Origin of the sequence: Synechococcus sp. CS-1333 (genome assembly GCF_025128015.1) — a bacterium.
GTDB lineage: Bacteria > Cyanobacteriota > Cyanobacteriia > PCC-6307 > Cyanobiaceae > MW101C3.
Map to the genome: position 1 here is coordinate 1 of NZ_JAHLYO010000014.1, position 24,605 is coordinate 24,605.

At 59.8% G+C, this 24,605-nt stretch carries 18 protein-coding genes and 3 pseudogenes; 9 read left to right on the plus strand and 12 right to left on the minus strand.

Annotated elements, in window-relative coordinates; genetic code table 11:
- The first annotated feature begins 1,375 nt into the window (after positions 1 to 1,375).
- Positions 1,376 to 3,967 carry a bifunctional diguanylate cyclase/phosphodiesterase gene (locus tag KQ303_RS04470; RefSeq protein WP_259729313.1) on the plus strand — a complete coding sequence of 864 codons (2,592 nt, stop codon included), beginning with the start codon at positions 1,376 to 1,378 and terminating at the stop codon, positions 3,965 to 3,967.
- Here the strand turns inward: KQ303_RS04470 and KQ303_RS04475 are convergent.
- Positions 3,904 to 4,089 carry a hypothetical protein gene (locus KQ303_RS04475; RefSeq protein ID WP_259729314.1) on the minus strand — a complete coding sequence of 62 codons (186 nt, stop codon included), beginning with the start codon at positions 4,087 to 4,089 and terminating at the stop codon, positions 3,904 to 3,906. The two genes, KQ303_RS04470 and KQ303_RS04475, sit on opposite strands and share 64 nt — an antisense overlap.
- 258 nt (positions 4,090 to 4,347) lie before the next feature.
- Between KQ303_RS04475 and KQ303_RS04480 the strand changes: the two genes are divergently transcribed.
- The gene (locus KQ303_RS04480; RefSeq protein ID WP_259729315.1) at positions 4,348 to 4,593 is read left to right on the plus strand and encodes a hypothetical protein; all 246 of its coding nucleotides are present in this window, start codon (positions 4,348 to 4,350) and stop codon (positions 4,591 to 4,593) included.
- Positions 4,594 to 4,759: 166 nt separating this feature from the next.
- Entirely contained in the window at positions 4,760 to 4,948 is a 189-nt protein-coding gene (locus KQ303_RS04485) for a hypothetical protein (protein ID WP_259729316.1), read from the plus strand.
- A 113-nt stretch (positions 4,949 to 5,061) separates the two neighbouring features.
- Here the strand turns inward: KQ303_RS04485 and KQ303_RS14725 are convergent.
- From KQ303_RS14725 to KQ303_RS04490, 3 genes and pseudogenes are all read right to left on the minus strand, one after another.
- Positions 5,062 to 5,229: pseudogene (locus KQ303_RS14725) on the minus strand (hypothetical protein); the annotation flags it as partial.
- Positions 5,175 to 5,387 (minus strand): hypothetical protein, encoded by a 213-nt coding sequence (locus KQ303_RS14730; RefSeq protein ID WP_399232885.1) that lies wholly within the window; start codon positions 5,385 to 5,387, stop codon positions 5,175 to 5,177. The pseudogene KQ303_RS14725 and the gene KQ303_RS14730, both read right to left, overlap by 55 nt.
- A 14-nt stretch (positions 5,388 to 5,401) precedes the next feature.
- On the minus strand, positions 5,402 to 5,890 hold the full coding sequence (locus KQ303_RS04490; RefSeq protein ID WP_259729317.1) for an ABC transporter substrate-binding protein: 489 nt from the start codon (positions 5,888 to 5,890) through the stop codon (positions 5,402 to 5,404).
- Positions 5,891 to 6,205: 315 nt separating this feature from the next.
- On the opposite strand from KQ303_RS04490, the gene KQ303_RS04495 reads away from it, so the two are divergent.
- Positions 6,206 to 6,727 (plus strand): cupin domain-containing protein, encoded by a 522-nt coding sequence (locus tag KQ303_RS04495; RefSeq protein ID WP_259729318.1) that lies wholly within the window; start codon positions 6,206 to 6,208, stop codon positions 6,725 to 6,727.
- 405 nt (positions 6,728 to 7,132) lie between these two features.
- On the opposite strand, the gene KQ303_RS04500 is transcribed toward KQ303_RS04495, so the two are convergent.
- The 6 genes and pseudogenes from KQ303_RS04500 to KQ303_RS14650 all read right to left on the minus strand — a co-directional run.
- Positions 7,133 to 8,521, minus strand: a complete 1,389-nt coding sequence (locus tag KQ303_RS04500; RefSeq protein WP_259729319.1) for a hypothetical protein — start codon at positions 8,519 to 8,521, stop codon at positions 7,133 to 7,135.
- Positions 8,496 to 8,849 carry a hypothetical protein gene (locus KQ303_RS04505; RefSeq protein ID WP_259729320.1) on the minus strand — a complete coding sequence of 118 codons (354 nt, stop codon included), beginning with the start codon at positions 8,847 to 8,849 and terminating at the stop codon, positions 8,496 to 8,498. The genes KQ303_RS04500 and KQ303_RS04505 overlap by 26 nt, the downstream gene beginning before the upstream one ends.
- Before the next feature lie 39 nt (positions 8,850 to 8,888).
- Positions 8,889 to 15,284 (minus strand): CHAT domain-containing protein, encoded by a 6,396-nt coding sequence (locus KQ303_RS04510; RefSeq protein WP_259729321.1) that lies wholly within the window; start codon positions 15,282 to 15,284, stop codon positions 8,889 to 8,891.
- Between the two features lie 164 nt (positions 15,285 to 15,448).
- On the minus strand, positions 15,449 to 15,712 hold the full coding sequence (locus KQ303_RS04515) for a hypothetical protein (protein WP_259729322.1): 264 nt from the start codon (positions 15,710 to 15,712) through the stop codon (positions 15,449 to 15,451).
- 211 nt (positions 15,713 to 15,923) lie between these two features.
- A complete protein-coding gene (locus KQ303_RS14645; RefSeq protein WP_311134118.1) occupies positions 15,924 to 16,280 on the minus strand; it encodes an alpha/beta family hydrolase in 357 nt (118 codons plus the stop codon).
- A 110-nt stretch (positions 16,281 to 16,390) separates the two neighbouring features.
- Positions 16,391 to 16,639 (minus strand): annotated as a pseudogene (locus KQ303_RS14650) (alpha/beta family hydrolase); the annotation flags it as partial.
- 27 nt (positions 16,640 to 16,666) lie between these two features.
- Between KQ303_RS14650 and KQ303_RS04525 the strand changes: the two are divergent.
- Positions 16,667 to 17,890 carry a glycosyltransferase family 2 protein gene (locus KQ303_RS04525; RefSeq protein WP_259729673.1) on the plus strand — a complete coding sequence of 408 codons (1,224 nt, stop codon included), beginning with the start codon at positions 16,667 to 16,669 and terminating at the stop codon, positions 17,888 to 17,890.
- A 454-nt stretch (positions 17,891 to 18,344) separates the two neighbouring features.
- Positions 18,345 to 18,671, plus strand: a complete 327-nt coding sequence (locus tag KQ303_RS04530; protein WP_259729323.1) for a YnfA family protein — start codon at positions 18,345 to 18,347, stop codon at positions 18,669 to 18,671.
- Between the two features lie 108 nt (positions 18,672 to 18,779).
- Here the strand turns inward: KQ303_RS04530 and KQ303_RS04535 are convergent.
- A pseudogene (locus KQ303_RS04535) lies at positions 18,780 to 18,983 on the minus strand (hypothetical protein); the annotation flags it as partial.
- Between the two features lie 599 nt (positions 18,984 to 19,582).
- On the opposite strand from KQ303_RS04535, the gene KQ303_RS04540 reads away from it, so the two are divergent.
- Both KQ303_RS04540 and KQ303_RS04545 read left to right on the plus strand, forming a co-directional pair.
- Entirely contained in the window at positions 19,583 to 21,727 is a 2,145-nt protein-coding gene (locus tag KQ303_RS04540; protein WP_259729324.1) for an adenylate/guanylate cyclase domain-containing protein, read from the plus strand.
- Positions 21,727 to 23,274 (plus strand): mechanosensitive ion channel family protein, encoded by a 1,548-nt coding sequence (locus KQ303_RS04545; protein ID WP_259729325.1) that lies wholly within the window; start codon positions 21,727 to 21,729, stop codon positions 23,272 to 23,274. The genes KQ303_RS04540 and KQ303_RS04545 overlap by 1 nt, the downstream gene beginning before the upstream one ends.
- A gap of 120 nt (positions 23,275 to 23,394) precedes the next feature.
- Here the strand turns inward: KQ303_RS04545 and KQ303_RS04550 are convergent, their stop codons facing one another.
- A complete protein-coding gene (locus KQ303_RS04550) occupies positions 23,395 to 23,748 on the minus strand; it encodes a helix-turn-helix domain-containing protein (RefSeq protein ID WP_259729326.1) in 354 nt (117 codons plus the stop codon).
- Between the two features lie 113 nt (positions 23,749 to 23,861).
- On the opposite strand from KQ303_RS04550, the gene KQ303_RS04555 reads away from it, so the two are divergent.
- On the plus strand, positions 23,862 to 24,596 hold the full coding sequence (locus KQ303_RS04555; RefSeq protein WP_259729327.1) for a glucose 1-dehydrogenase: 735 nt from the start codon (positions 23,862 to 23,864) through the stop codon (positions 24,594 to 24,596).
- The last annotated feature ends 9 nt before the right edge of the window (positions 24,597 to 24,605 follow it).

A 24,605-nucleotide genomic window follows, 5' to 3' on the forward strand; every position in this document is an offset into this window, starting at 1 on the left:
GGTATGGTCATGTAAGACCACACAGCGCATTGGGAAGCAAAACTCCCCATGAGGTCTACACTGAGACCAAACCCTGTTCTTCCCGCCCGGGGTTAACGATGTCAGGGGCCGAATCTGTCCAGTAAAAGCCATCCACATCACCCGGCAGGCACTGAAGGGAGACCCGGCATGGGTGAGACGCCACCCCCTCGAACCTCGACAACCTGAAGGATGAATCGATCCGGCGATCATCCCCGCCGCTGGCCTGGAAGCGATGGCCCGGCGGGGGCAATCCTCGCCCCGGAACGATGACGACATAATCAACACCCGCCCACCCGGTTGAGCTCGGCTTGCTCGCCGTGACGGTGGTGGCTGAAGCCCTCCTGACCCTGATGCTGGTGGCCTTGCTATTCAGCCTCACCAGCTGGCAGCCACAACAGCATGCACCCGAGCCAGCGCCGCAATCTGCCGCCAGTGAGCTCCAGCAGCCCCACCAGCAGGCCACATCCGAGCCACTGCCGCATCCATGCCCATGGCTGCCGCCTTGCTGGCCCGAGCTGGAGGCCCTGACGGTGGCCCAGTTGCGCACCGCTGCCCGTGCTGCTGGCCTGCCCCGATCACCCACACGCACCGGCCACAGGGCTGAGCTGTTGCCTGCCCTTGCCGGCCTGGCAATGGCGTGGTGACCACCCTCCAGTTCGGATCTTCTTTTGTTGCTTAAAGGCAACACCACTAAGTGATTTGCTTATACGCAAGACTGCACCGGAGTTGCTTTTGCGCAACGCTCCTACCTCTCAGCATTAGGTGTTGTGAATAGTAGGTCTGACTTTTCACCCCATGGCAACCCTCAACCACGCCGCACAGGTGCTCGCCACTGCCGCCCGAGAAGAGATCGTCGCTGGGATGGAAACCATCCACTATTCCGTGAGTAGGCGGAAACCTGAGGGAGCCATTACCTCCTGGCGCGATGTCCGTTTAGATCCCGAGCGAAGAAACACTCGCCGCCATGGTGCAGCGTGCTGCTGCTGGCGAGTGGCAAGCCGCCGCGTGTGGATCGCCACCACTGCGAAGGACGAGGGGAACGGGAGCAAGGCTCTGGAGGTACTGGCTCTTAAACACTGGCCGGCCAGCCGAGTGCTCCGGGTGAACATCGAGACGATTGACGACCCGAACCACGACGCCTCCCGCCTGGCCGCTGATCCCAACGGCATACCGGCCGCCTATGACGTGGTGATATGCACGTCAGCCGTTGCCGCTGGCCTGTCGGTGGACAAGCTGCCAGGTCACTTCGCCGCTGTGCTGGTGATCGCTGGCGGCACGACCGACCCTGAGGGCGAAAAGCGGCCGGGCCCGAACCGCCCGGCCTCCTTAGCCTTGGCTCAGGGGCAAGGCATGGATGCATCCTCTGCTCGGGGCACTTCTCAAGCCACGGCGACTTCCCTCTCGGTGGCAGTGGCGGCGCCCGTGGTCGCTGCTGCACTCCTGGTGGAAAGACGAGCGGCACTCGCTCACCCGGGCCAAAGCCCGCCTGCCCGGCCTGGCCGCCCTGCTGCTGCTCACCCCGCTGCTCGGCCTCGAGATCGCCCGTCGCAGTGACAACATCAGGATTGAAAAGGACACCCAGCGCCGCGAACAGCTGGAGGTGGTGATGGCGGCGCTGCTGAGCGTCAAGCGCACCGTCTTCGACTGGGGCCACTGGGACGACGCCTACGAGTTCGCCGCCGGCCGCAATCCCGGCTTCGTCAGCCTCGATGTGGCCAACACCTCCCTGTTCGATGGCGAGGCCCGCATGGTGATCTTCGGCCCCGGCGGCGAGACCCTGCTCGCCTACAGCCGCGGCAACCGCCGCCGCCATGCGGCCTCCACCAACAGCCATGGAGTCGGTGGCGGTGTGCCGCAGGAGCTGATCCGCTGCGCCCGCGATCAGCTTCCCGCCCTGGTCACGCTGAACAGCTTCCGCCGCCTCGCTTGCCCCAGCGACGACGGCCAGCTCTACATGGGTGTGATCACGCCTCTCACCGATAACGCCAGCCTGCGGCCAGCCCGCGGCGCCCTGGTGTTGTTCGAACCGCTGCTCAAATCCGACTACGGCCCCAGCCTCAGCGGCAGCCTCAGCCAGCTCGGTGAGGCCGTGCAGTTCATGGCTCCGGACGACACCGCCCCGGCCGCCCGCGCCGGTGTCGAACTGGTGGAACCGCCAATCCACTCCAATGATCGCCAGCGGCTCGGCCTGCGCCGCCAACCGGTGCTGCCCATTGTGGCCCGCTCCCTGGCCGACGATCTTCTGCTGATCCTTGCCATTGTCGCCGGCCTGCTCGTCTTCCGCATCCTCCTGGTGCTGGAGCGGCGGCGGCAGAAGGTGCAGCAGTGCAAGGTGGAGCGCCGCGCCGCCCAGCGCATCCGCCGAGCCTGCCGCGACCTCGACGCCCTGCTGGAGGGGGTGGGGAAGGGGCCCGAGGGCCTCCCCGATGGGCCCTCCGAAACGCACGTGCTGGCCCGGCTGATCCACAGCGGAATAGAAACCGCCCCAGACAGCGACTCGCTCCTGTTACCCGAGCACGATGCGGCGACCATGGAGTTGAGGCTCGCCGAGGTGGCGGACCGCTTTCAGCATTTTCTGCGGTCGGCCCGCTCGCTCGCTCTGTTCGATTCGCTCACCCAGCTGCCCAATCGTCGCTACTTCATCGAGCAACTTCAGATCGAAGTGCAGCGGGCCCACCGCAGCCGCCAGGCCTCCGCGATCCTGTTCGTGGATGTCGACAAGTTCAAGAACATCAACGACACCTACGGCCACGATGCCGGCGATGCCGCCCTGGTGATCACCGCCCAGCGGCTCCAGGATCAGATCCGCGGCGGTGATTTCCTCGCCCGCTACGGCGGTGACGAGTTCGCCATCCTCATGGCCCCGTACGCCGGTCCCGACCGCTCCGGCGGCGACCTGCGCAGCCAGGCCCGCCAGTTGGCCCAGCGGGTGGCCAAGGCCTTCGAAGACACCTTTCAGGTGGCAGGGGTCTCGATCGAGATCAGCCTCAGTATCGGCATCGCCACGGTGGAGCCCGACGAAACCGAAATCGAGGCGTGCATCAAGCGCTCCGACATCGCCATGTACCAGGCGAAGCAGCACAAGCACAGCCGCATCTCCATCTTCGAAGCCAACGCCGCCACCACCGAGCTCGACGACTACAGCCTCTATTCCGACCTGATGCGGGCCCTGCGCCAGGGTGAGCTGCGCATGCTGTTCCAGCCGATCGTCGATGGCTCCGACACCATCCACGGCGTGGAAGCCTTGGCCCGCTGGCACCACCCCCAGCAGGGCGATGTTTCACCGGAGGTGTTCATCGCCCTGGCGGAGCGCTACCGCCAAATGGACATCCTCGGCGAGGAACTGGTGCGCCTTGCGATCGAGGGCTTCGTGCGCCTGCGCCAGCAGCTCGGCCCGGAGCTCCAGCTCGCCGTCAACGTCACCCCGTCGCAACTCTCGCACCCCAACATTGTGGATCGGCTGCTGGGCCTGCTCGCCTGGGAGGGGATCCCCTTCCACCTCCTCACTTTGGAGATCACCGAACGCTCGGTGCTGGAGTACACCGACACCGTGGCTGGCAACATCCGCCTGCTCCAGGACCAGGGAGTGCGCCTGGCCCTCGACGACTTCGGCATCGGGTATTCCTCGCTCAACCTGCTCATCACCCTCAAGCCCAACGGCCTCAAGATCGACAAATCATTCGTGACGGCGATGCACGTCAACCCCTTCGCCAATCAGATCGTCACCATGATCGCCGGCCTGGCCAGCCGCATGGAGCTTGATCTGGTGGCGGAAGGGGTCGACAACCCCGACACCCTGGTGTTGCTGCAGAACCTCGGCCTGCGCTTCTTTCAAGGCTTCCTTTACTGCAGTCCCCTCTCGGTCGAGGGCGTCCTGGCCCGCTACAGCAGCGGATCGGGTTCACAGGCGGCGCTCTCCGGCGGGCCGCCGTCAGGGCCGACGTAACGCCCCAGCCGCAGCGGCGTGCCCGCGCTGGCCAGCACCACCAGGCCGCCATCCAGCACCAGACCGTTGCTGCTAATCCGCAGGGCGGCCGGCAGGTTGTGATGCAGCTCCACCCCGCCCACGCCTATCTGGAAGAGGAGGCCCTTACCCAGTTGGAGACGCGGCTGCTCCGCCGCATCGACTAGGTGGAAGGTCGCGTGATTGCGGTTCTAGGAAAGGTTCTGCTGGGCAAGTCCTGAGCTGCACCAATGGTGACCCATCTGCGCTTCAACCCTGACGGCCATTCCCGCGTCTCTGAAAGCATCCAGGCTGGGCGCACGGGGTATGGGCCCTGTGACCCTCAGCGAGTTCTGGAACAGGGGATCGTCAAGCTCTATGAGATGCATCCTGGAGGGCGGCCATTCGAGCTGAATGACACCCTGAACCACCCCTGGATCTCCACCCTCACCGTGTCCAAGGCCTACCGGGTCCAGGGGCTCGACAAGGTGCGCACCGTGATCGAGTTCGACCCCAGCACACTGACGACTGAGTACGTCACCACCACCCCCACGTCCAATGTGGGTGGCGCCCCCTGCTCCTCCTACCCAGGCAGGCACTCCCTCCGTATGGCTGGGCTCAGATGCTGAGATGCTCCCGCAGAAGCTGATCGCTCAAGGCCAGCGCCGTGGCCGAGTTCTCCGCCTCGCTCAGCCAAGACCTGCTGGTGGCCTTAAAGCTGTGGTAGCACCAGGCGATCGCGAAGCTACCTCCACCGGCCTGACTGGCCCCGACCTGATTCCCCACTCCCTCCCCATGCCGTTCAACCTTGAGAAACTGGGCCGCTTTCTGCTCCGGGGGCTTCGCATCGGCGCAAGCACGATCGCGATCGTGGAGCTCCTGCGCAACGACTGGAACGCCGGTATCAGTGCCTCTCTGGCCTGGTTGGTGTTTCTTCTGGTGGAGCGGCAGCTTCCGCCTCCAGTGGATGAGTCCGAGACCTGACAGCCATCGACGATCTGCTCGTCCGACCAGGGCCTGGTACAGCACTCCTGCACATCGCTCGCGCTCTGTACCGCCTTGCTGAGCGAGCAGAAGAACTCACGCCACAGCGGCGGCACCGCCAGCAGGATCAATGGCCTGCCTGCATTGAGGGCATGGGCGGCTTCTGAGGGTGTGCCTGGGCCTCCGCTCCCGCAGATCACCACCACATCGGCGCTGAGCACGTTGATCACGTTGCGGGCCTTTCCCATGCCGGTGAACAGGGCCAGATCCAGCTCCGCCGTGCTTTGCCTGTCGTCACCATCCCTTCATCGGGCAACACCCCCACCACCAGGTGCCCGTCTACCCACGCCCCGCCGCGGCTGGCCGTCGCCATCACCCCCGCCGCGGGCGGCCCGCCGGTGAGCAGCACCCAACCCCTGGCAAACCCTGTTAACCCCACAGTTGCTGCAGCGATCAGGGCGTTGGTGCAAGCAGCTCGGCCAGGAAGCTGGAGAGGCGGAACCCAGCCGGACTGGAATAGACGATGTCGGAAATCTTCCAGGTTCCTGCAGGCCCCGGCACCAGCTGATAGCGCAGCTGCTGCGGCGTCTCAGAGGGGCGGTTGCGCACGCCTGCCTGCACCGCCACCCGTGCTTCCAGCCTTCCGCCGGGAAGAGCGGTGCAGCCGAGCACTTTCGCGCCAAAGGTCCACACCTGGGTGCCGCTGAACAGATCGAAGTCAACGAAACGACCGCTGGCTGGATCGAGGGCATAGGCACGCCGCAACTTCTGGTACAGCCCATCGGTGAATCGGCTTTGCTGGCTCGTGATCTCGATCGGCCCGCGCCGCTCCTGCCGAGCCACCTGCCAGCGGTAGAGGCCATCAAGCTGGGCCTTCGCGGAAGCAGGGCACGGGGTGATCGCCACAGCCAGCAACGCTGGCAACAGCAGGGGTAGTGGCATGACGTCGTGCTGGCGCTTGTTTCGATCCTGGCAGCCAGGACACGCTGCAGATCGAGGCCATCCCGATTGCAACAGCACTCTGTGAATTGGCGATGCCCAGGCCGCTTCATGGTGCGGGGGGTGGCGTCCTTCTCGAGATCCCCCTCTGCCAGGAAAGATGACGTCTCATGCTCCAGCCATTGAAGCTCTTGCCTCTCCACACCTCTTGTTTGGCCGGATCACCAGGCGTAACTGGCTGCGTGGCCACCACCACCAAAATGTCAGTCTGCATCTGATCTGGGGCAGATTGGAGCGATTGCGGAGGTGACTGTGCAGATGGACGGCCGTGCACTTGCTCTGGTGTGTGGGCTGGGGCTGCTGACGCAGGTGTCGCCTGCTTACACCGACGAGGTGATCGGCCGTCCTGGCGACGGCGGGGTGATCACGGTGCGGCCGGCCACGCAGCTGGACAGCCGCCAGGGTCTGGGGCGCTTCGTGGGCATCTCCGGTGCTAATAGCGGGGCGCGCACGCTCTCGCTCAACCGCGTCGTGATCCCGCCCGGTGCCAAGGCCCGAGCCCATCTCCACCGCAACTACGAGACGGCGATCTACCTGCTGCAAGGAACGGTGGAAACCCGCTATGGCGCTGGCCTGCGCCAGCGGGTGGTGAACCTCGCCGGCGATTTCATCTTCATTCCCGCCGATCTTCCCCATCAACCGGTGAATCTCAGCGCCACCGAGCCAGCGATCGCCATCGTCACCCGCTCCGACCCCAATGAGCAGGAAAGCGTGGTGCTGCTCGACGATCAGGGTCAGCCCCTGCCGCCTCAGCTCCAGCATGGTCACGCCCATCCCTGAGCCGCCGATCAACGCCAGCAAAGGGCAGCGGTTCTGCACGATCTGGACGAGGAGGCTATTCGCTCTTCAACCCATCGCTTTAATGGCACCAATCCAGGCCTTCAGGTCATTGCATGGGTTTGACTTGGGCTGATGGGGTGATAGTGAAAGGGAAGGAGAAGGATGACTTCATCGGAGACTCGACACCCGCCTGAGCCTAGTCACGAGACGATGAAACGTGTTTGTGTGGGCAGCAGAGGAGCACAGCCGCTGAGCAGCTCCCGCAGGAACTGATTGCTCCACGCCACCACAGTCAGTGTCGATTAAACCGGCGGCCTCCAGTGCCTCTGCTTCTATCGGAGAGGGAACAACAACTGGTTTGCACCAGGGGCAACTCAGAAGGGCTGGAACGTGTGTGTGGTGACCTCAGCGAGGAGCAGCTCGACGAAACCATCCCAGCTGGGAACCCACGCGGCCGCCGAGGCTCCAGATGAAAAAGATCAGGAGGGCCGCCAGCAGGCCGAGGGAGGCGTGGATGGCGATGTCTGACAACCAGAGCAACTCGGGAGGAGGGGCGGCTGGCTGATGGTGAGGCCGCTGGAGCCGCTGAAGGAGTTTTTCCGTGGGCCTGGGGCGGGTGGAGGCCGCCAGGCCACTGATTGTGAGGCCAGAACCAACGATGGTGAGGGTTTTGCGGATAGTCTGCTCGCGTGCTTTCTCCGCTTCCTCCAGAGCGAGTTGCTGTTTCTGGGAATCCAGCGTCACGATTGTGCGGATCGCATTGATCGCCTGGTCTGCGTAGCGACGTCCGGGGGAGAGAACCTTGAGGTCGTGTTCGATCTGCCTCTGATGGATGGGGCAGTCTTGATCGAGAAAGCCGCCCATGAACGTGTCACCCTCCAGCAGCAGAAAGGGAATGCTGTTGCGGGCATTGGCCACGTTGTCGATCAGGGTGAGCAGATGGATGTCCATGTCACGCTCACAACGGGAGAGTTGATGCGCATGGTCTGGCAAGGCAGCCAGATGAGCTTCAAGAATCTGAATCCGTTCCTGCCGTGCCAGGTGAGTATTCTCGCTGATCTTCAGCTCGGAGATCTGGGATAAGTGGCTTTCGATTGCTTCGTAGTGCCGTTTCCCCTCGGCAAAGCAGATGGCTGCTTGCTGGACCACGAAATCAATCTTTGCACGGCAAGAGAGCATGTTCAGGATGTGCTGAACCTCACGTCCATCGCTATCCTGCTTGCTCTTGATCCAGATGTAATGCGTCGTGGTTCCTGCGTCAACCTCCCGGATCGGTGAGCCGCGCAGGATTTCAGTTCTGCTCAGATCAAGGTCGGTGATACCCAGGACCTCAGCGATCATGGCGGCGGCAAACGCCTCTGAGGGATCGTCAGAGATGATGGTGATCAGAGTGCATTGCCCGAGCGAAGACGTCAGAGAATAACGGCACTCTCTGAGCAAAGAGGCGGGCTTGTTCGCAACGGTGGAAGAAAGATCAAGAATGAACGTGTCGTGCAGGAGGAATGGCTCTACCTTCTGCAAAACCTCAGCATGGCAATGCCCAGTAGTTTCTAAGGTGTAGAAGCCATCGCCGGGTGCCAATGGTGTGAGGCCTGGGTGAAAGCGACTTGACGAATTGGAGGTACGGATTAACTCGCGGATGATCTCCTTGCGGTGCTGATCTGACAGCCCCGGCACAACCCCCAACAGCCTATCAATGCCATCATGGTCAACCGGTTTGCCCAGCCCATGGTGCAGCTGAAAGACAAGTTGATCAAGGCAGGCAAACTCAACGGGTTGGTTTGGGTTCACCATTCTTGTCAGATGCTCGCTGGGAATCCAATACGATGTTGCGAATGGAAGCCTTGAACTCTTCGGGGTTGAGCCGGGGCCTGACTCCACCAAGACGTGTTTCCGTGTTCGTTGCTGGCGAGGATGAAAGAGGAAAGAGCGTTGTGTTGATCGCTGCGTGTTGTGTCAAGAATTCGCTCAGCTTGCTCGTCAGCTCTTCGCTGCTGATGGTTGGAAGCAGTGCGTCGGAAAATTCAAGGATGGCGTTGCGATCTTCAGGCGTGAGGATCGAGTGATTGGCTTGGAAGGCGGCTTGAAACTTGTGGGCATCCGCTGGCATGTGGCGAGCCATGCATCGTCTTGACAACAATAGCGAGGCTTGCCGGGCGGCCTATTGCCCGACCGCGCAGAAGGCCGCCCAATAAAACGGGCTGCTGTAGAGGCAATCGGTTGGCTGATGCCGCCGCTTCAGCTCCTGGATGTCGTAGGTGTAGTTGGGGCGCACCGCTTCAGGGAGGCTGGGCAGCGCATCCTCGATCCGTGCCACGGCCTGCTCACAGGTGAGGTGGCGCAGCCAGTGCTGGGCTTGCTTGAGGGCAATGGCCACATCGGTTTGCCTCGGGGTTTGCTCCTGCTGCTTGAGCAGGCGGTAGAACTCAGCCATCAGCAGGCCGGTGCTGATGTCGCTCACGGTCCAGAGAGTACCGATGACGCTGTTGCAGCCGGCAAAGAGAAAACCACTGCTGAGGCCCACAAACTCATCGCTCAGGCTGTTGATCTCGCTCAGGCCGGTTTCACAGGCGGAGAGGGTGACAAGGCGTGCCTGGCGCAGGTCCAGCTGGAAGAGATCGAGCAGGGTGAGGCACCTGGTGAGGTCGAGGGCGCCCCCGTCCAGTTGCGGCAGGTAGCGGTCGGGATCGGCATCGTCTGGCTGAGACTCCACGTGGCTGTCGGCCAGGATGAGGGCCGAAAGCTGCGGTTGCGCAAAGTTGAACGTGCCGTGGCAGGAGAAGTGGAGGCAGGTGCTGCTGGCCAGGGTGGAGCTGTTCCGCTCCAGTGCGGCTTTGGTGGCTGCCTGTTGCCTGAGCACCGTGGGCTGGGGGCCAAACAGGGGATGGATGGCCTCAACTTCGAGATCGGTGTAGGGGAGATCCCGGGTGGGGTTCTCGATGGCAAACAGAGAATCAAGGCCAGTCTGCGGGCGCTGCTGAACCAGCTGAAGCACCTGCAGGCTGGGGGCAAAGCGCACACCGCGGGCAAAATGATCCAACAGCGTGTTGTTCGACTCACTCAGCGACAGGCAGTGGAGCGGGAGCAGGTGCAGAAAGCGGTGGGGAACCAGGATCAACTGATCCGCATCCGGGGCCATCTCTGAGATCTTTCTGGCCAGGGAATCAATCTCCAGAATCCCGGCTAATTCCATCAGCGTCTTGGGCAGGGATCGTGCCCATTCCTCTTTCTCCTGAAGGTAGGTTTGAATGTAGCTGGTCAGGGCTTGGATCAGATTCTTAAGAGTGTCTTCTGGGTACACATGACAGGTTGGCTGTGCGGCTTGTGCTGACACAAGAAAGGCCACCAGCCTGTCTCCTGCCACATACCAACTCACCAGGGCTGTGCGCCCATCCGGCAGGGCGGCTTGCAACTGCTCAAAGGTAAGAGGCTGCACCTTCTGGCTCAAGGAGAAGGTGGGGTCAATGGGTTGAATGTCGACCTGGATCAGGTGCTCGAGTTCTTGCTTTTCCCGCAGCAGCCGGTTGGTGGAGACCTGATAGGCCTGTTGTTTCGGCGGCCCTAGATTCAGGGTACGAGTATCGCCTCTGGCAATCGATCCACCCTCTGCGATGGTGCCTTGTGCTGCGTCTGTCTTGTTGAGCTGCCGTTCAACCCGGGCTATGGAGCCGCGCAGGGCATCCAGGCGGCGAATCACTTCTGGTGGGATGTCTCCCTTGGGATAGAGGTCTTTGGTGGCTAACAGTTCGACGAGATTGCGGGCTTTTGAACGATCAGCCACCTCAAGGGCTTCTTCGTAGTGCTCGGTATCCACATACACCTGCACGAGGTTGGCGTACACCTCGATGGCTTGGGCCACAATCTCGGCTTTACGCTTGGGATCAATCGCAACCGAGCGCAGGTTTTCCACGGCAGAGATGGCGAGCTTGTAGCCGTTGATGGCAACATCGCGCAGGTTGTTCTTAAAGCCCAGATCGCCAAGGTTCCTGGCTGTCGATAGGCAATCTGCGGAGCGGGTCACCGAATCCCGAATCCGCAAGGCATTGGTAAAGGCCTCGATGGCGTTTTCAATCTCTTGTTTCGGATTCTCTGAGAACGGGGCAAGTTTGCTGTAGGCGGCGCCAAGATTATTGTTTGTGGTGGCCCAGGCTTGCGATAGTTCGGCTTCTGTGTAGACCCGCAAGGCATTGGTATAGGCCTCGATGGCGTTCTCGATTTGTTGTTTCGGATTCTCTGAGAACGGGGCAAGATCGCCGTAGGCGTTGCCGAGATTATTGTTAGTGGCGGCCCAGTCTTGCGGCAGCTCGGCTTCTGTGTAGACCCGCAAGGCATCGGCAAAGGCCTTGATGGCATTCTCGATCTGTTGTTTCGGATTCTCTGAGAACGGGGCAAGATCGCGGTAGGCGGCGCCGAGATTATTGTGTATGGTGGCCCAAGCTTGCGGCAGTTCGGCTTCTGTGTAGACCCGCAAGGCATTGGTATAGACCTCGATGGCCTTCTTGACCTGTTGTTTGGGACTCTCCGAAAACGGCGCAAATCTGAAGTATGCGTTGCCAAGGTTAGTGTTTGTGTCGGCCCAGGCTTGCGGCAGCTCGGCTTCTGTTCTCACCCGTAAGGCATTGGTATAGGCCTCGATGGCGTTCTCAATGTGTTGTTTCGGATTCTCTGAGTATGGGGCAAGATCGCCGTAGGCGATGCCGAGATTAAAGTTTGTGTTGGCCCAGGCTTGAGGCAGCTCGGCTTCTGTTCTGACCCGCAAGGCACTCGTATAGGCCTCGATGGCGTTTTCGTTCTGTTGTTTCGGATTCTCTGAGAACGGGGCAAGTTTGCTGTAGGCGGCGCCGAGATTATTTGTTGTGTCGGCCCAGGCTTGCGGTAGCTCGGCTTCTGTTCTGATCCGCAAGGCATTGGTATAGGCTTCGATGGCTTTCTCGATCTGTTGTTTCGGATTCTCTGAGAACGGCGCAAGATCGAGGTAGGCGTTGCCGAGATTATTGTTTGTGGTGGCCCAGTCTTGCGGCAGCTCGGCTTCTGTTCTGACCCGCAAGGCATTGGTATAGACCTCGATGGCTTTCTTGATTTGTTGTTTCGGATTCTCTGAGTACGAGGCAAGTTTGCTGTAGGCGGCGCCGAGATTATTGTTTGTGGTGGCCCAGTCTCGCGGCAGCTCGGCTTCTGTTCTGACCCGCAAGGCATTGGTATAGACCTCGATGGCTTTCTTGATCTGTTGTTTCGGATTCTCTGAGTACGGGGCAAGATCGCCGTAGGCGGTGCCGAGATTATTGTGTATGGTGGCCCAAGCTTGCGGCATCTCGGCTTCTGTGTAGACCCGCAAGGCATTGGTATAGACCTCAATGGCCTTCATGATCTGTTGTTTCGGAATCTCTGAGAACGGGGTAAGATCGCTGTAGGCGGCGCCGAGATTATTGTTTGTGGCGGCCCAGGTATGCGGAAGCTCGGCTTCTGTGTAGACCCGCAAGGCATTGGTATAGGCCTCGATTGCTTTCTCGATGTGTTGTTTCGGATTCTCTGAGAACGGGGCAAGATCGAGGTGGGCGTTGCCGAGATTACTGTTTATGGCGGCCCAGTCTTGCGGCAGTTCGGCTTCTGTGAAGACCCGCAAGGCATTGGTATAGGCCTCTATGGCGTTTTCGATCTCTTGTTTCGGATTCTCTGCGATCGGGGCAAGATCGCGATAAGCGCTGCCGAGATTATTGTTTGTGGCGGCCCAGTCTTGCGGCAGCTCGGCTTCTGTTCTGATCCGCAAGGCATTGGTAAAGGCCTCGATGGCGTTTTCGATCTGTTGTTTCGGATTCTCTGAGATCGGGGCAAGATCGCGGTAGGCGCTCCCGAGATTATTGTTTGTGGTGGCCCAGGCTTGCGGCAGCTCGGCTTCTGTTGTGATCCGCAAGGCATTGGTAAAGGCCTCGATGGCTTTCTCGATCTGTTGTTTCGGACTCTCTGAGAACGGAGCAAGCTTGATGTAGGCGTTACCGATGTTATTGGTTGTGGCGGCCCAGTCTTGCGGAAGCGCGGGTTCTGTGAAGACCCGCAAGGCATTGGTATAGGCCTCGATGGCGTTCTCGATCTGTTGTTTGGGTCTCTCCGAAAACGGCGCAAAGTTGCAGTATGCGTTGCCGAGATTAAAGCTTGTGCTGGCCCAGGCTTGCGGGGACACCGCTTCTGTGTAGTCGCGCAAGGCATTGGTATAGGCCTTGATGGCTTTCTCGATCTGATGTTTCGGATCCTCTGAGAACTGGGCATGTTCCATGGAGGCGTTACCAAGATTACTATTTTTCATTGCATATTCTTGCGACAACTCGGCTTCTGTGAAGACCCGCAAGGCATTGGTATAGGCCTCGGTGGCTTTCTCGGTCTCTTGTTTCGGATTCTCTGAGAACGGGGCAAGCTTGCTGTAGGCGAAGCTGAGATTACTGTTTGTGATTGCCCAGTCGCGCGGCAGCTCGGCTTCTGTTCTGACCCGCAAGGCATTGGTATAGGCCTCGATGCCTTTCTCGATCTGTTGTTTAGGATTCTCTGAGAACGGCGCAAGTTCCAGGTAGGCGTTGCCGAGATTAAAGTTTGTGGCGGCCCAGTCTTGCGGCTGCTCCGCTTCTGTGAAGACCCGCAAGGCATTGGTATAGGCCTCGATGGCGTTCTCGATTTGTTGTTTCGGATTCTCTATGAACGGCGCAAGATCGCCGTAGGCGTTGCCGAGATTAAAGTTTGTGGCGGCCCAGGCTTGCGGTAGTTCGGCTTCTGTTCTGACCCGCAAGGCATTGGTAAACGCCTCGATAGCTTTCTCGATCTGCTGTTTCGGATTCTTTATGAACGGCGCAAGATCGCCGTAGGCGTTGCCGAGATTATTGGTTGTGGCGGCCCAGGCTTGCGGCAGCTCCGCTTCTGTTCTGACCCGCAAGGCACTCGTATAGGCCTCGATGGCGTTTTCGATCTGTTCTTTCGGATTCTCTGTAAACGGGGAAAGTTTCCTGTAGGCGCTGCCGAGATTATTGGTTGTGTCGGCCCAGGCTTGCGGTAGTTCGGCTTCTGTTTTGACCCGCAAGGCATTGGTATAGGCCTCGATGGCGTTCTCGATCTGTTGTTTCGGATTCTCTGAGAACGGGGCAAGATCGAGGTAGGCGGCGCCGAGATTATTGGTTGTGTCGGCCCAGTCTTGCGGCAGCTCGGCTTCTGTTTTGACCCGCAAGGCATTGGTATAGGCCTCGATGGCGTGCTCGATCTGTTGTTTCGGATTCTCTGAGTACGGGGCAAGATCGCCGTAGGCGGCGCCGAGATTATTGGTTGTGGCGGCCCAGGCTTGCGGTAGTTCGGCTTCTGTTCTGACCCGCAAGGCATTGGTATAGGCCTCGATGGCGTTCTCGATCTGTTGTTTCGGATTCTCTGAGTACGGGGCAAGATTGCTGTAGGCGATGCCGAGATTAAAGTTTGTGTCGGCCCAGGCTTGCGGTAGTTCGGCTTCTGTTCTGACCCGCAAGGCATTGGTATAGGCCTCGATGCCTTTCTCGATCTGTTGTTTCGGATTCTCTGAGAACGGCGCAAGTTCCAGGTAGGCGTTGCCGAGATTAAAGTTTGTGGCGGCCCAGGCTTGCGGTAGTTCGGCTTCTGTTCTGACCCGCAAGGCATTGGTATAGGCCTCGATGGCGTTCTCGATCTGTTGTTTCGGATTCTCTGAGAACGGGGCAAGCTTGCTGTAGGCGATGCCGAGATTAACGTTTGTGATGGCCCAGGCTTGCGATAGCTCGGCTTCTGTGTAGACCCGCAAGGCATTGGTATAGGCTTCGATGGCGATCAGCAGATTGGATCGCGAACTGCCAAGTTGATACTCCTGCAGTAAAGATCCAAGGTTGTCAAGAACGGCGGCCAGGGCCTGTCGCTGGCCTTCATCTGCCTGTTCGATTGCACCTGGAAACCAGTTGCTCAACAGGGCTGCCAGATCAGTGTTCAGCAGCGACAAATTAGCGCTGAGGAGAGAGAGCACGCTCGCCGGATCGCCATTGCTGTCTGCAACCGTCTGCAATAACTGCATCAAAAATGCTTCTTGCTCAATCGAGTGGCTAGCTTTGGCGGCAGGTACACCATTCGCCAGTTGGGCGGCAAAGCTGCGCAGCCAGGCAGCAGCTTGCTGGTTGTGCTGCTCCACCAGCCCCATGGCCACCTGCTCACACATCCGCAAAAGTCCCTGATCCAGGAGTTCGCTGTGTGCCTCCAGGATCCGTTGCTCTTCTCCGACTTGGCACGCTAGTAGAAGTTGAATCAGATCGACATAGGCCTGCTGCCTCTCCGCTGATGGGGGCTCCTGCGGCGAATCGCCCTGCCGGATGAACTCCGAAATCTGTTGGCCAAGATTCTCCAGAAACCCGGCTGCATCGGTAGTCCCCTGCTGCCGCAGAGTTTCCGAATAGTGCTGCATCGCCGCCACCAATCCCTCATCGAGCAGCTCTGGGTGGGCGTTGAGGATCGTGTTCTGCTCCCCGCTGGGGCACTTCAGCAGCTTGTTGATCAGTTCTGCGTAGAGGCTCAAGCGTTGGTCGTCCATGGAACGGTCAGCGACGTGAACTTGGCGATCGGGCTCGCCGGGAGGGGTCTTGAGGGTAATGGAGCTTTGTCAGTGCCCATCGATCTACCCCAGCTCAGGGCAGCCGGACTTCCAAGCGCAGATCTCTTGCCGTTGCAGCCAGGGACCATGGGGCTGGGCCTTGATCACCCGCCGCAGCTTCCCGCGACCCGGCGATCAACAGCTGGTTGCCAAGGTTGAACAGGGCAAAGCTGCTGTTCGGCATCCCCCGGCCCAAAGGCAGCGGGGAGGCGTTTCACCTCCTGCCTAAAGCGCAGGGCCGTGTCCTTCTTGAGGTCCGCCCTGCTCGAGAGCACGTTGGTGCGCAGGAAGCGGGCCTTGCCGTACTCGCTCTGATTCACGAACAGCACATAGGGCCTATCCCCATCTGTCCCCGGCTGGTTGTCCATGGTGGTGATGCGGATCTCAGCCGTGGCAATGCTCAGCTCAGATCTGCTTCCCCACTCTTCAGCCCAACTCCCTGCACCCACTCGCTCACCACCTGTTCCATGACGCTGCGCAGTGAGTCACCCCACCAGCTTGACAGCGGATTGCCGGTTCAATCCCGCAGCTGGGTCTCTGGCCGCACCAGGTAGGTGTTGGGCAACTCGGCTGTGGAGCTCAGCGGAACAACAGCTCCCGCAGGAACTGATCACTCAACGCCACCGCCGTGGCCCAGTTCTCCGCTTCGCTGAGGCCCGAACTGCGGGTGGGCTTGAAGCTGTGGTCCCCACCTGGGATCCAGCTCAGCTGTATCTGGGGAGAAAGGTTGTAGGACTCCACCTCCTCCCGCCGCCCGAAGCTGTCCCGCTCCCCCTGCAGGATCAAGGTGGGCGTCCGCAAGGCGGCCAGGTGCTCGGTGCGCAGCTGCAGCGGCTTGCCGGGCGGGTGGAAGGGATAACCCAGGCACAGACAACCGCGCACCCCGTCGCTGGCGGCCAGTTCATCCACCAGCAGGCTGGCCACACGGCCGCCCATCGACTTGCCGCCGATGAACAGGGGCCGCTCCGGGCCTCGCCCGTCTCCAGCTGCACCTGCTGGCGGAACGCCTCCTGCAGCACCGGCATCCGTTCAGGCCCCTGGCGGCGGCCCGTCTCGCGCATCCGGGCCATGTAGGGGAACTCAAAGCGCACCACTCGCCAGCCCTGCTGCGTAAGGCCGCTGGCGATGGCCGCCATGAACGCGCTGTCCATCGGTGCACCGGCCCCGTGGGCTAGCAGCACGGTGGCCGGCGCGGCATCGGGACCGTCGATCAACCGTGGCGCGGAAGTGGGGGCCTCAGTCGTCATCCGCCAATCCTGGATCGGTTCAGGGTGATGCGTGAGCCGGGCCACCATGGGCGGAACAACCTTGAGGGCTACGGCATGGATCCAGCCACGGCCCTCGCCTGGGTTCTGCTGACGCTGGCCGCCACCGCCGCCCTTGGCCTGGTGATCCTGATCGCCGGCCTGGCGCGGGTGTTTGCGCGGGCGCCCAGGCTGGCGGAACGGCCGGAGCCGGGATCGGACGCTTCAGCGACCCTGGCCAACACCTCACTCACGGTGGTGGTGCCCGCCTACAACGAAGCGGCCAACATCGCCGCCTGCCTCACCAGCCTGCTGAGCAGCGAGGACCCCTGTGGCGACTGGCGGGTGCTGCTGGTGGACGATCGTTCCAGCGATGCCACGGTGGCGATCGCCCTGGAGGCGGCAGGGGCCTGCGGCGCCACGGAGCCGCGCTTCTCGCTGCTCGATGCCGGGCCCCGGCCGGTGGGCGAACGCTGGGTGGGCAAGAACTGGGCCTGCAGCCGCGCCATGGAGCAGGTAAGCAGTGATTGGGTGCTGTTCGTCGATGCCGACGTGCGCTTGCAGCCGGCCACCCTGCGACGCGCCCTGGCCCAGACGATCGCAGACGGGGCCGACCTGTTCAGCCTGGCGCCGCGGCTGAGCTGCGGCTGCCTGGCGGAGTGGATGGTGCAGCCGATCATGGCCAGCCTGCTGGGGCTCGGCTTTCCGATCGAAGCCGCCAATGATCCCGCCAGTCCGGTGGCCTTCGCCGCCGGGCCGTTCATGCTGTTTCGCCGCAGCGCCTACCTAGCGATCGGCGGCCACCGGGACCTGGCGGCAGAGGTGGTGGAGGACCTGGCCCTGGCGCGGCGGATCAAGCAAGGTGGCCATCGTCTGCGCTACCTGCTGGGGCTGGATGCGCTCGAGCTGCGCATGTACAGCGATTTCGCCTCTCTCTGGGAAGGCTGGACCAAGAACTGGCTGCTGGGCCTCGATGGCGATGTGGCCAGGGCCCTGGCGGCCTCCTCAGTGGTGCTGCTGATGTTCAGCGGCCCATGGTTGCTGACACCGGCCGCTGCGATTGCGGCCGCGCTGCTGCCCGGCCAGCGACTGCTCCTGCTGCGCGCCCTTGCCCTCGCCCTGATGGGCATCGGCCTGCAGCTTCTCCTGCGCCTGTGGACCCGCCGCCAGTTCCAGGTGCCGCTCACCCTCTGGTGGCTGATGGGAGCCGGTGGCCTGGTGGTGGCCGCGATCGGTCCGGTGTCGGTGTGGCGCACCCTCAGCGGCCGCGGTTGGACCTGGAAGGGGCGGCCGTTGGCGTGAACAGCGACCGGTTCATGAAGAGCCGTTGCCGCAGATCACAAGCGGTGTCCTCCTGACAGGAAAGTCTTGCCACCTGCGGCCGGCGGATCGATGGTGATGACATCAGCAACCGGGAGGCTCCAGAAGATGGACGACACCCCACCCGAGCAGGTGTGAGGAGCGCGCTGACGATCCGGCCCCTGCTCCAACACTCTCATCGGATCTCTGGCTTCCCTGGCGTGTTACGCCGTCGCCGTCCATTGCACCGCTATAGGTGCCCCGGACCCAACGGGAAGTCCCACTGGAACCCTGGCCCCAGGTGCCAGCGTCAGCCACTCCGTCCCATCTACCAAACACCTTCAGAGCCCGGTGGCCTCGTCACCGGGCTTTGAAGGTGTCGTACCGCTGCCCATTGCATCGGCAGCGCAGCTGATCAGACCGCGTGGCAATACTGGATTCGCTTCACCTCTGTGCCGTGTTGAGGTCCACCGGGCTCTTTCTGTTCACCGCAGTTGCCGAGATCCTGGGCTGCTACCTCACCGATCAGGTGCTGCGACAACAGCGCTCGGTTTGGCTGCTGATCCCAGCGGCCTTCTCACTCGGGCTGTTCGCCTGGCTGCTTACCCTCCACCCCACAGCGGCTGGGCGTGTTTACGCCTCCTATGGCGCCGTGTATGTGGCGATGGCCCTGATCTGGCTGCAGCTGGTGGAGGGGGTTCCTCTCACCCTGCGAGACGTGATCGGCGGCAGCGTGATTCTCACCGGAATGACCATCCTGATGGGTGGAAGCCCAAGGCCGTAACCCAGGCGTAGGTCTTCGCGTTGATCGCAGAACTAGGCGGCTAACGTGCGGGTCGGATAATTGGTGCAGACCACCAGCAAGTTGCCGTTGCCACCACCATCTCCGATGGCTGACGCCCTTGGCCTCAAGCAACACCGTATCAAAGGCGGTGAACTTCAGCCATTCACTGCCGACCTTCTTGGTGCTCACATAGCCGGCGGCTCGCACCAGATCGGACTTGACAGCATCTTCCAGCCCATTGGCTTGGGTGAGCAGGCCAGATCCAGTGAGGTCAAGAAGGGGCGGGTGTCCGCCCCGTAAGCAGAGGCTTATGCAGGCCTCGCCATCACCTTTCCCATCCAAGTAGGCATGGCTTTGGGTCGACCATCGGCTCCAGTCACGACAACCAGCTGAACGTGCGGCACCAGGAACTGAACATGCCCGTGATAACGGCGGGTTCGTTCGTGCTTCGGTTGGCTTGGCGGATCGGGGCCAGTCAGCACAGAGAGTCCAGGATTGCTTCAACCAGCTCGCTCATTCATACACGTGCTCAAGTGAGGCTTCCTTCAAACCAGGATTGGATGTGCTGAAACGTCTGCGCATGGTCCTCTGAAATGGTGCGCATGTCCGGATTCAACGTCAGTTGTCTAACGAAAGCTGCAACATCCACGTTCTGTTCCTCCCCTTGCCGGTGATTCTGTCCGCTCCCGCTGCATCTCACTCCACGACTGCCCTGTCACTGAGCCATGATCGCCGCAATTGTGCCAACAACCAAGCAGTTGGCCGGGGGAGGGGAGGGGCCGGAAGTGCCACGGTTGCTACAGTTATGCAGCTGTTGGAAGTTTATGCTACAGATTATCGGCAAGCTCACCGCTTCGATACGGTTTCGAAAGCGTCTTCACTGATAGCCTTCTTTTGAGCTCGCTGAATCAATGCCTTTGCTGAGTCATTTGAGCATCAAGTCAAAGCTGATCTTGATGCTGCTCGCAGTGAGCGGCCTTTCAATCTTTGTCACAGCCGTCCTTGGCTATCGGAGCGGCAAAGAGAATCTCACCAACCGGGTATCCAATCAACTGACCAGTGTGCGGGCCTCTAAAGCACACCAGATTGAGTCCTACTTTCAAACCATTCGCAATCACACTCAGACCCTCAGTGAGAATCCATCGGTAATCTCTGCAGTGCAAGAGTTTACATCCGCTCACAAGCAGCTGAACAAGACTTCATTGTCCAAAGAAGCAGATAGGAAGTTGTCAGAATACTACGCTCAAATCTTTTTGCCGCGTCTAATGCAGGGGCGCTCAGGAACACCTATCCTCCACTCCTATTTGCCCAAGCCGCCAGCTTCGCAATATCTTCAGTTTCAGTATATCGCAGCCAATCCTAATCCTGTTGGCAAGAAACAACTTCTCAACAGAGCTCCTGACGACAGCGCATATTCGAGGGTGCACGCCACATACCATCCGATCTTCCGGAATACAATCGAACGATTTGGCTATTATGACATGTTCTTGATCGACCCCGAAGGAACAATTGTCTATACCGTATTCAAGGAAACTGATTATGCAACTAATCTGTTGAGTGGACCATATAAAAGCACAAATCTGGCAAATCTTGTACGCACAGTAATGGATGCGAAGGAGCGGAATTACACCAGGCTTGTGGACTTTGCTCCCTATCCTCCGTCTTATGACGCGCCCGCTGCCTTCATCGCAGCGCCTATCTATCGAGGATCAGAGTTGGTTGGAATCCTGGCCTTCCAGATGCCGGTGAATGAGATCAACAATGTGATGACTGGTAATCGCAACTGGAAGGAAGATGGTCTCGGTAACTCCGGCGAAACCTACTTGGTTGGTAACGACCAGCTGATGCGGTCAACGTCCCGGTTTCTGATCGAAGATCCAAAGGCTTTCTTTGCCAGTCTTCGTTCGCTGAATATCAAGGAAGATATCATCAGAAGGATTAAACAGTTTGATACCACAATTCTTCAGTTGCTTGTCAAGACTCAAGCTGTCAACCAGGCCCTAACAGGAAAGCAGGGCACCGAGATTATCAAGGACTATCGAAATATCTCCGTTCTTAGTTCCTTTTCCCCATTAAAGATCAAGGATCTAGATTGGGTCATCCTTGCCGAGATTGATCTTAGCGAGGCCTATGAGCCGATCCACTCTTTTCAGCGCCAGGTACTCATTTCGGCAACACTCTTGATCCTCCTCACCACTGTAGTGGCGATGGGTCTTGCACACTTTTTCGTGAAGCCGATCAATGCTCTGATCAGCAGTGCTCGCAAGGTGGCCACTGGCGAGCTGGAGTCGATCCCAACCCTTGAAACTGGAGATGAATTTGGTGAACTCGGTCGTTCGTTTAATTCGATGCTGCATAGCTTGCGTTCCCAACGAGAACTGGTGGAACAAAAGAGCCAGGAAAATGAAAGCCTTCTTTTGAGTGTGTTCCCGGCAGCCATTGCACGGCGTCTGCAGCGTGGTGAGAAGCAAATAGCCGAAGACATTTCAAATGTTGCGGTGTTGTACATGCAAGTGACAGGATTTTCTGAGCTTGCTGCCACCCTCAGTGCTTTTGAGTCGGTTGCAATTCTCAATGATCTGGTTGCATCGTTTGATGATATCGCTCTCAGTCATGGTATCGAAAAGATCAAAACGATTGGTGATCGCTATCTGGCTGTCTGTGGATTATCCGCCCCGTATCTCGACCATGATAGACGAGCGGTCGACTGTTGCATCGAGATGTTTGGTGTCATCCGTAGATTCAATCTAGAGCGTGGCTTTGATCTTAACTTAAAAGTTGGCATCGATTCTGGCGACATCGCGGTTGGCATCGTTGGCAAGAGCAAGGTTGTCTATGACGTCTGGGGCAAAACGATGAATCTCGCCGTCGAGCTGAAGGATGCATGCACACCAGGTTCAATTCTCGTGTCGCAGACTGTCCACCATCGCCTCGAAGACCTTTATCCTTTCGAACAACTCGACAAGGTTCCAGATCATGAGCCGATCACTCTGAAAGCGTGGACCATCAAGGGTACTTTGATGTCTGTGGAAACAACTTCACGCGAGCAATCCTGATGATCTCGAGCTCCTTCATTCTTTGGGTGGGGATACTGGCAGTTGGCTTTCCGCTGTTGTCTGTCCTGCTTGGTGAAGCGATCCATCGGCTGCGGCGACATGGAGAAGGCTTGGCTGAAACCTTGCGACTGCTTCGCAACCTGATCATTCCCATCTTCATTGGGCTGTTATTCTTGCAGCATGTTCTTGGCCTTAGTACCAGCACTCGCATCTTCAAGACTGGAGAGACAATTCTTTGGATCTGCATGATTCATGCAGCTCTTTCTCTGCTCAACCTTGCTCTTTTCGAGAAAGCAGAAGCCGATACATGGAGATCAAGAGTTCCCAAGCTGTTGGTTGATCTTGCACGCCTTTTTCTGATTCTTCTTGGCACAGCCTTCGTTCTGGCCACTGTTTGGGATGCCGATTTGGCCGGGCTGGTCACTGCGTTGGGTGTGAGCTCGATCGTTATCGGTCTGGCGCTTCAAGACACCCTCGGAAGCGTGATGTCCGGCATCGCCCTTCTGTTTGAACGACCTTTCTCCGTAGGTGACTGGCTTGAGGTGAATGGGGTGGTGGGTCAGGTGATTGACATCAACTGGCGGGCCGTTCGTCTGCTGACACTCGAACACGAAATGGTTGTGATCCCTCATAAGCTGATCAGCAGTGAAATGATCCGCAACTTTACGCAACCGACCCCAATCCACGCCGAGAGAATCAAGCTGGGATTTTCTTATAATGATCCACCTAATCTTGCTCGGCAAGTGCTGAAGAGCACGGCACTGGAGACAAAGGGAGTCTTGGCGGATCCAGAACCCAATGTGTTTACTCTCGACTACTCCGATTCGGCTGTAACTTATGAGGTAAAGTTCTTCATTCGAGATTATGGTGACATTGAGAATATTCGTGAACGCTTCATGACCAGGGTGTGGTATGCCGCCAAGCGCAACAATCTTTCGATTCCCTTTCCGATTCGCACTCTTTACCACTTCAATGGCCCAACTTCTCAGCAGAAGGGAATTTCCAAGAAGTTCGCAGAGAGCTTGCAGGCTCTGCCAGCCTATGTGCCGCTGAACAAGGAACAGGAATTGATGCAGGCTCCTTCCTTGGGTATCTCTCTTCAGCATTTTGCCGCCGGCGAAAAAGTGGTGCGGCAAGGCCATGCTGGGAATGCCCTTTACATCATTGTGTCGGGCCAGGCGGTGATGTCCACAACTGATGGTCATCAGCAGGATCGAGAGGTCCTCTCCTTGCGATCCGGAGAGTTCTTCGGTGAGATGGCCTTGTTCTCCGGTGACCCGAGTTCCGTTACCGTCACGGCCCTTTATGACCTTGAAGTGATGAAGATATCAGGTCACGTCGTCAATCAAATGATCGAACGTCAGCCCAGCTTCGCCCGTGAAATCGGGCACATTCTTGAGATCCGACGTCGCGCCGTCCAGGAGGCATCCCAGCTTCTGGACAATGGGAGCCCACAGGGAAAGGCCAGGTCGCCAGGCCTGAAGCCAGAGGAATCGTTCGGCGACCCCATTGGCTCATGGAGGGCAGATCTACCCCATGGAAGCTGAGCCAGCCCGTTGATCAGGCCGAATGCAGCCAGTTTGGTGGCGCCCTCCTCAGTGGCCATCTCCCTGAACCTTGCCGCCTGCCTGCAGGTTGTGGAGGCGCGTGGCAGCCAATCTGAGGGATCATTCAGAGCGGTCCTGGCGCTGCAGGTGCTGCTCTCCCCAGGCACAGAGTGCCTGAATCAGTGGTATCAGGCTGCGGCCGTAGGTGCTGAAGCGATAACTCACTTGCGGCGGTTTTGCAGGCATCACCTCCCGCTCCACCAACCCGCCGCGTTCCAGGTTGCGCAGGTGCTGGGTCAGCACCTTGTCGCTGATCTCCGGGATCGCGCGGCGAAGATCTCCATAGCGCTGAGGGTTCTCCCGCAGCTGCCAGAGAATCGGCAAGGTCCACTTGCCCTGCAGAACCTTGAGGGCAGCTTTCACGAAGGTGGTGCCTTCGGTGGGATCAGTCCCCGTCGGCAGAGTTGCGCTCATTCCAGCTGGCAGCCTGGCCCGGCAACGCACCTGAAGGTAAGTCCTTCCTTTCCATGGCGGGTCGCCATAGGTTGCCGATCGATCCCCACCGTCCTAGAGGCACCACACCGGCGATGACCCGATTGCAAGGCAAGGTGGCCCTGGTCACGGGCGGATCCCGCGGCATCGGCCGGGCCATCGCTGAGCGGCTGGGGCGTGATGGAGCCGATGTGGTGCTCACCTACGCCGGCAATCGCGAGAAGGCAGAGGCCGTGGCGGCCGCGATTCAAGCCGGTGGGGTGCGGGCTCTGGCACTCCAATCCGACCTCAGCCATGTGAGCCAGACCCGGGCCCTGTTCGCCGCCGTGCTCGAGCACTTCGGCCACATCGACATCGTCGTCAACAACGTCGGGGTATCCGTGTTCAAACCCACGACGGAGATCGAGGAAGAGGACTATGACCGGGTGATGGGCACCAATGCCCGCGGCACGTTCTTTGCCCTGCAGGAGGCGGCCCGCCACGTGGCCGACGGTGGCCGGATCATCAATCTGGCCAGCGGTGCCACCCGCCAGGCCCTGCCCGCCGCCGGTGTCTACGCCGCCAGCAAGGCGGCGGTGGAGCAGTTCGGCATGGCCCTCTCCAAGGAGCTCGGCCCCCGTGGCATCACCGTCAATCAGATCGGCCCCGGGGTCACCGACACAGACGGCCTGGTGATGCCAGCCGATGCACTGGCCCATCTGATCGCTGCCACTCCCTTGGGTCGCCTCGGTCAACCCGCCGATCTGGCGGATGTGGTGGCTTTCCTCGCCTCCGATGACGCCCGCTGGGTGAACGGCCAGACGCTTCAGGTGAATGGCGGCATTCTCTGAACCTTCCCC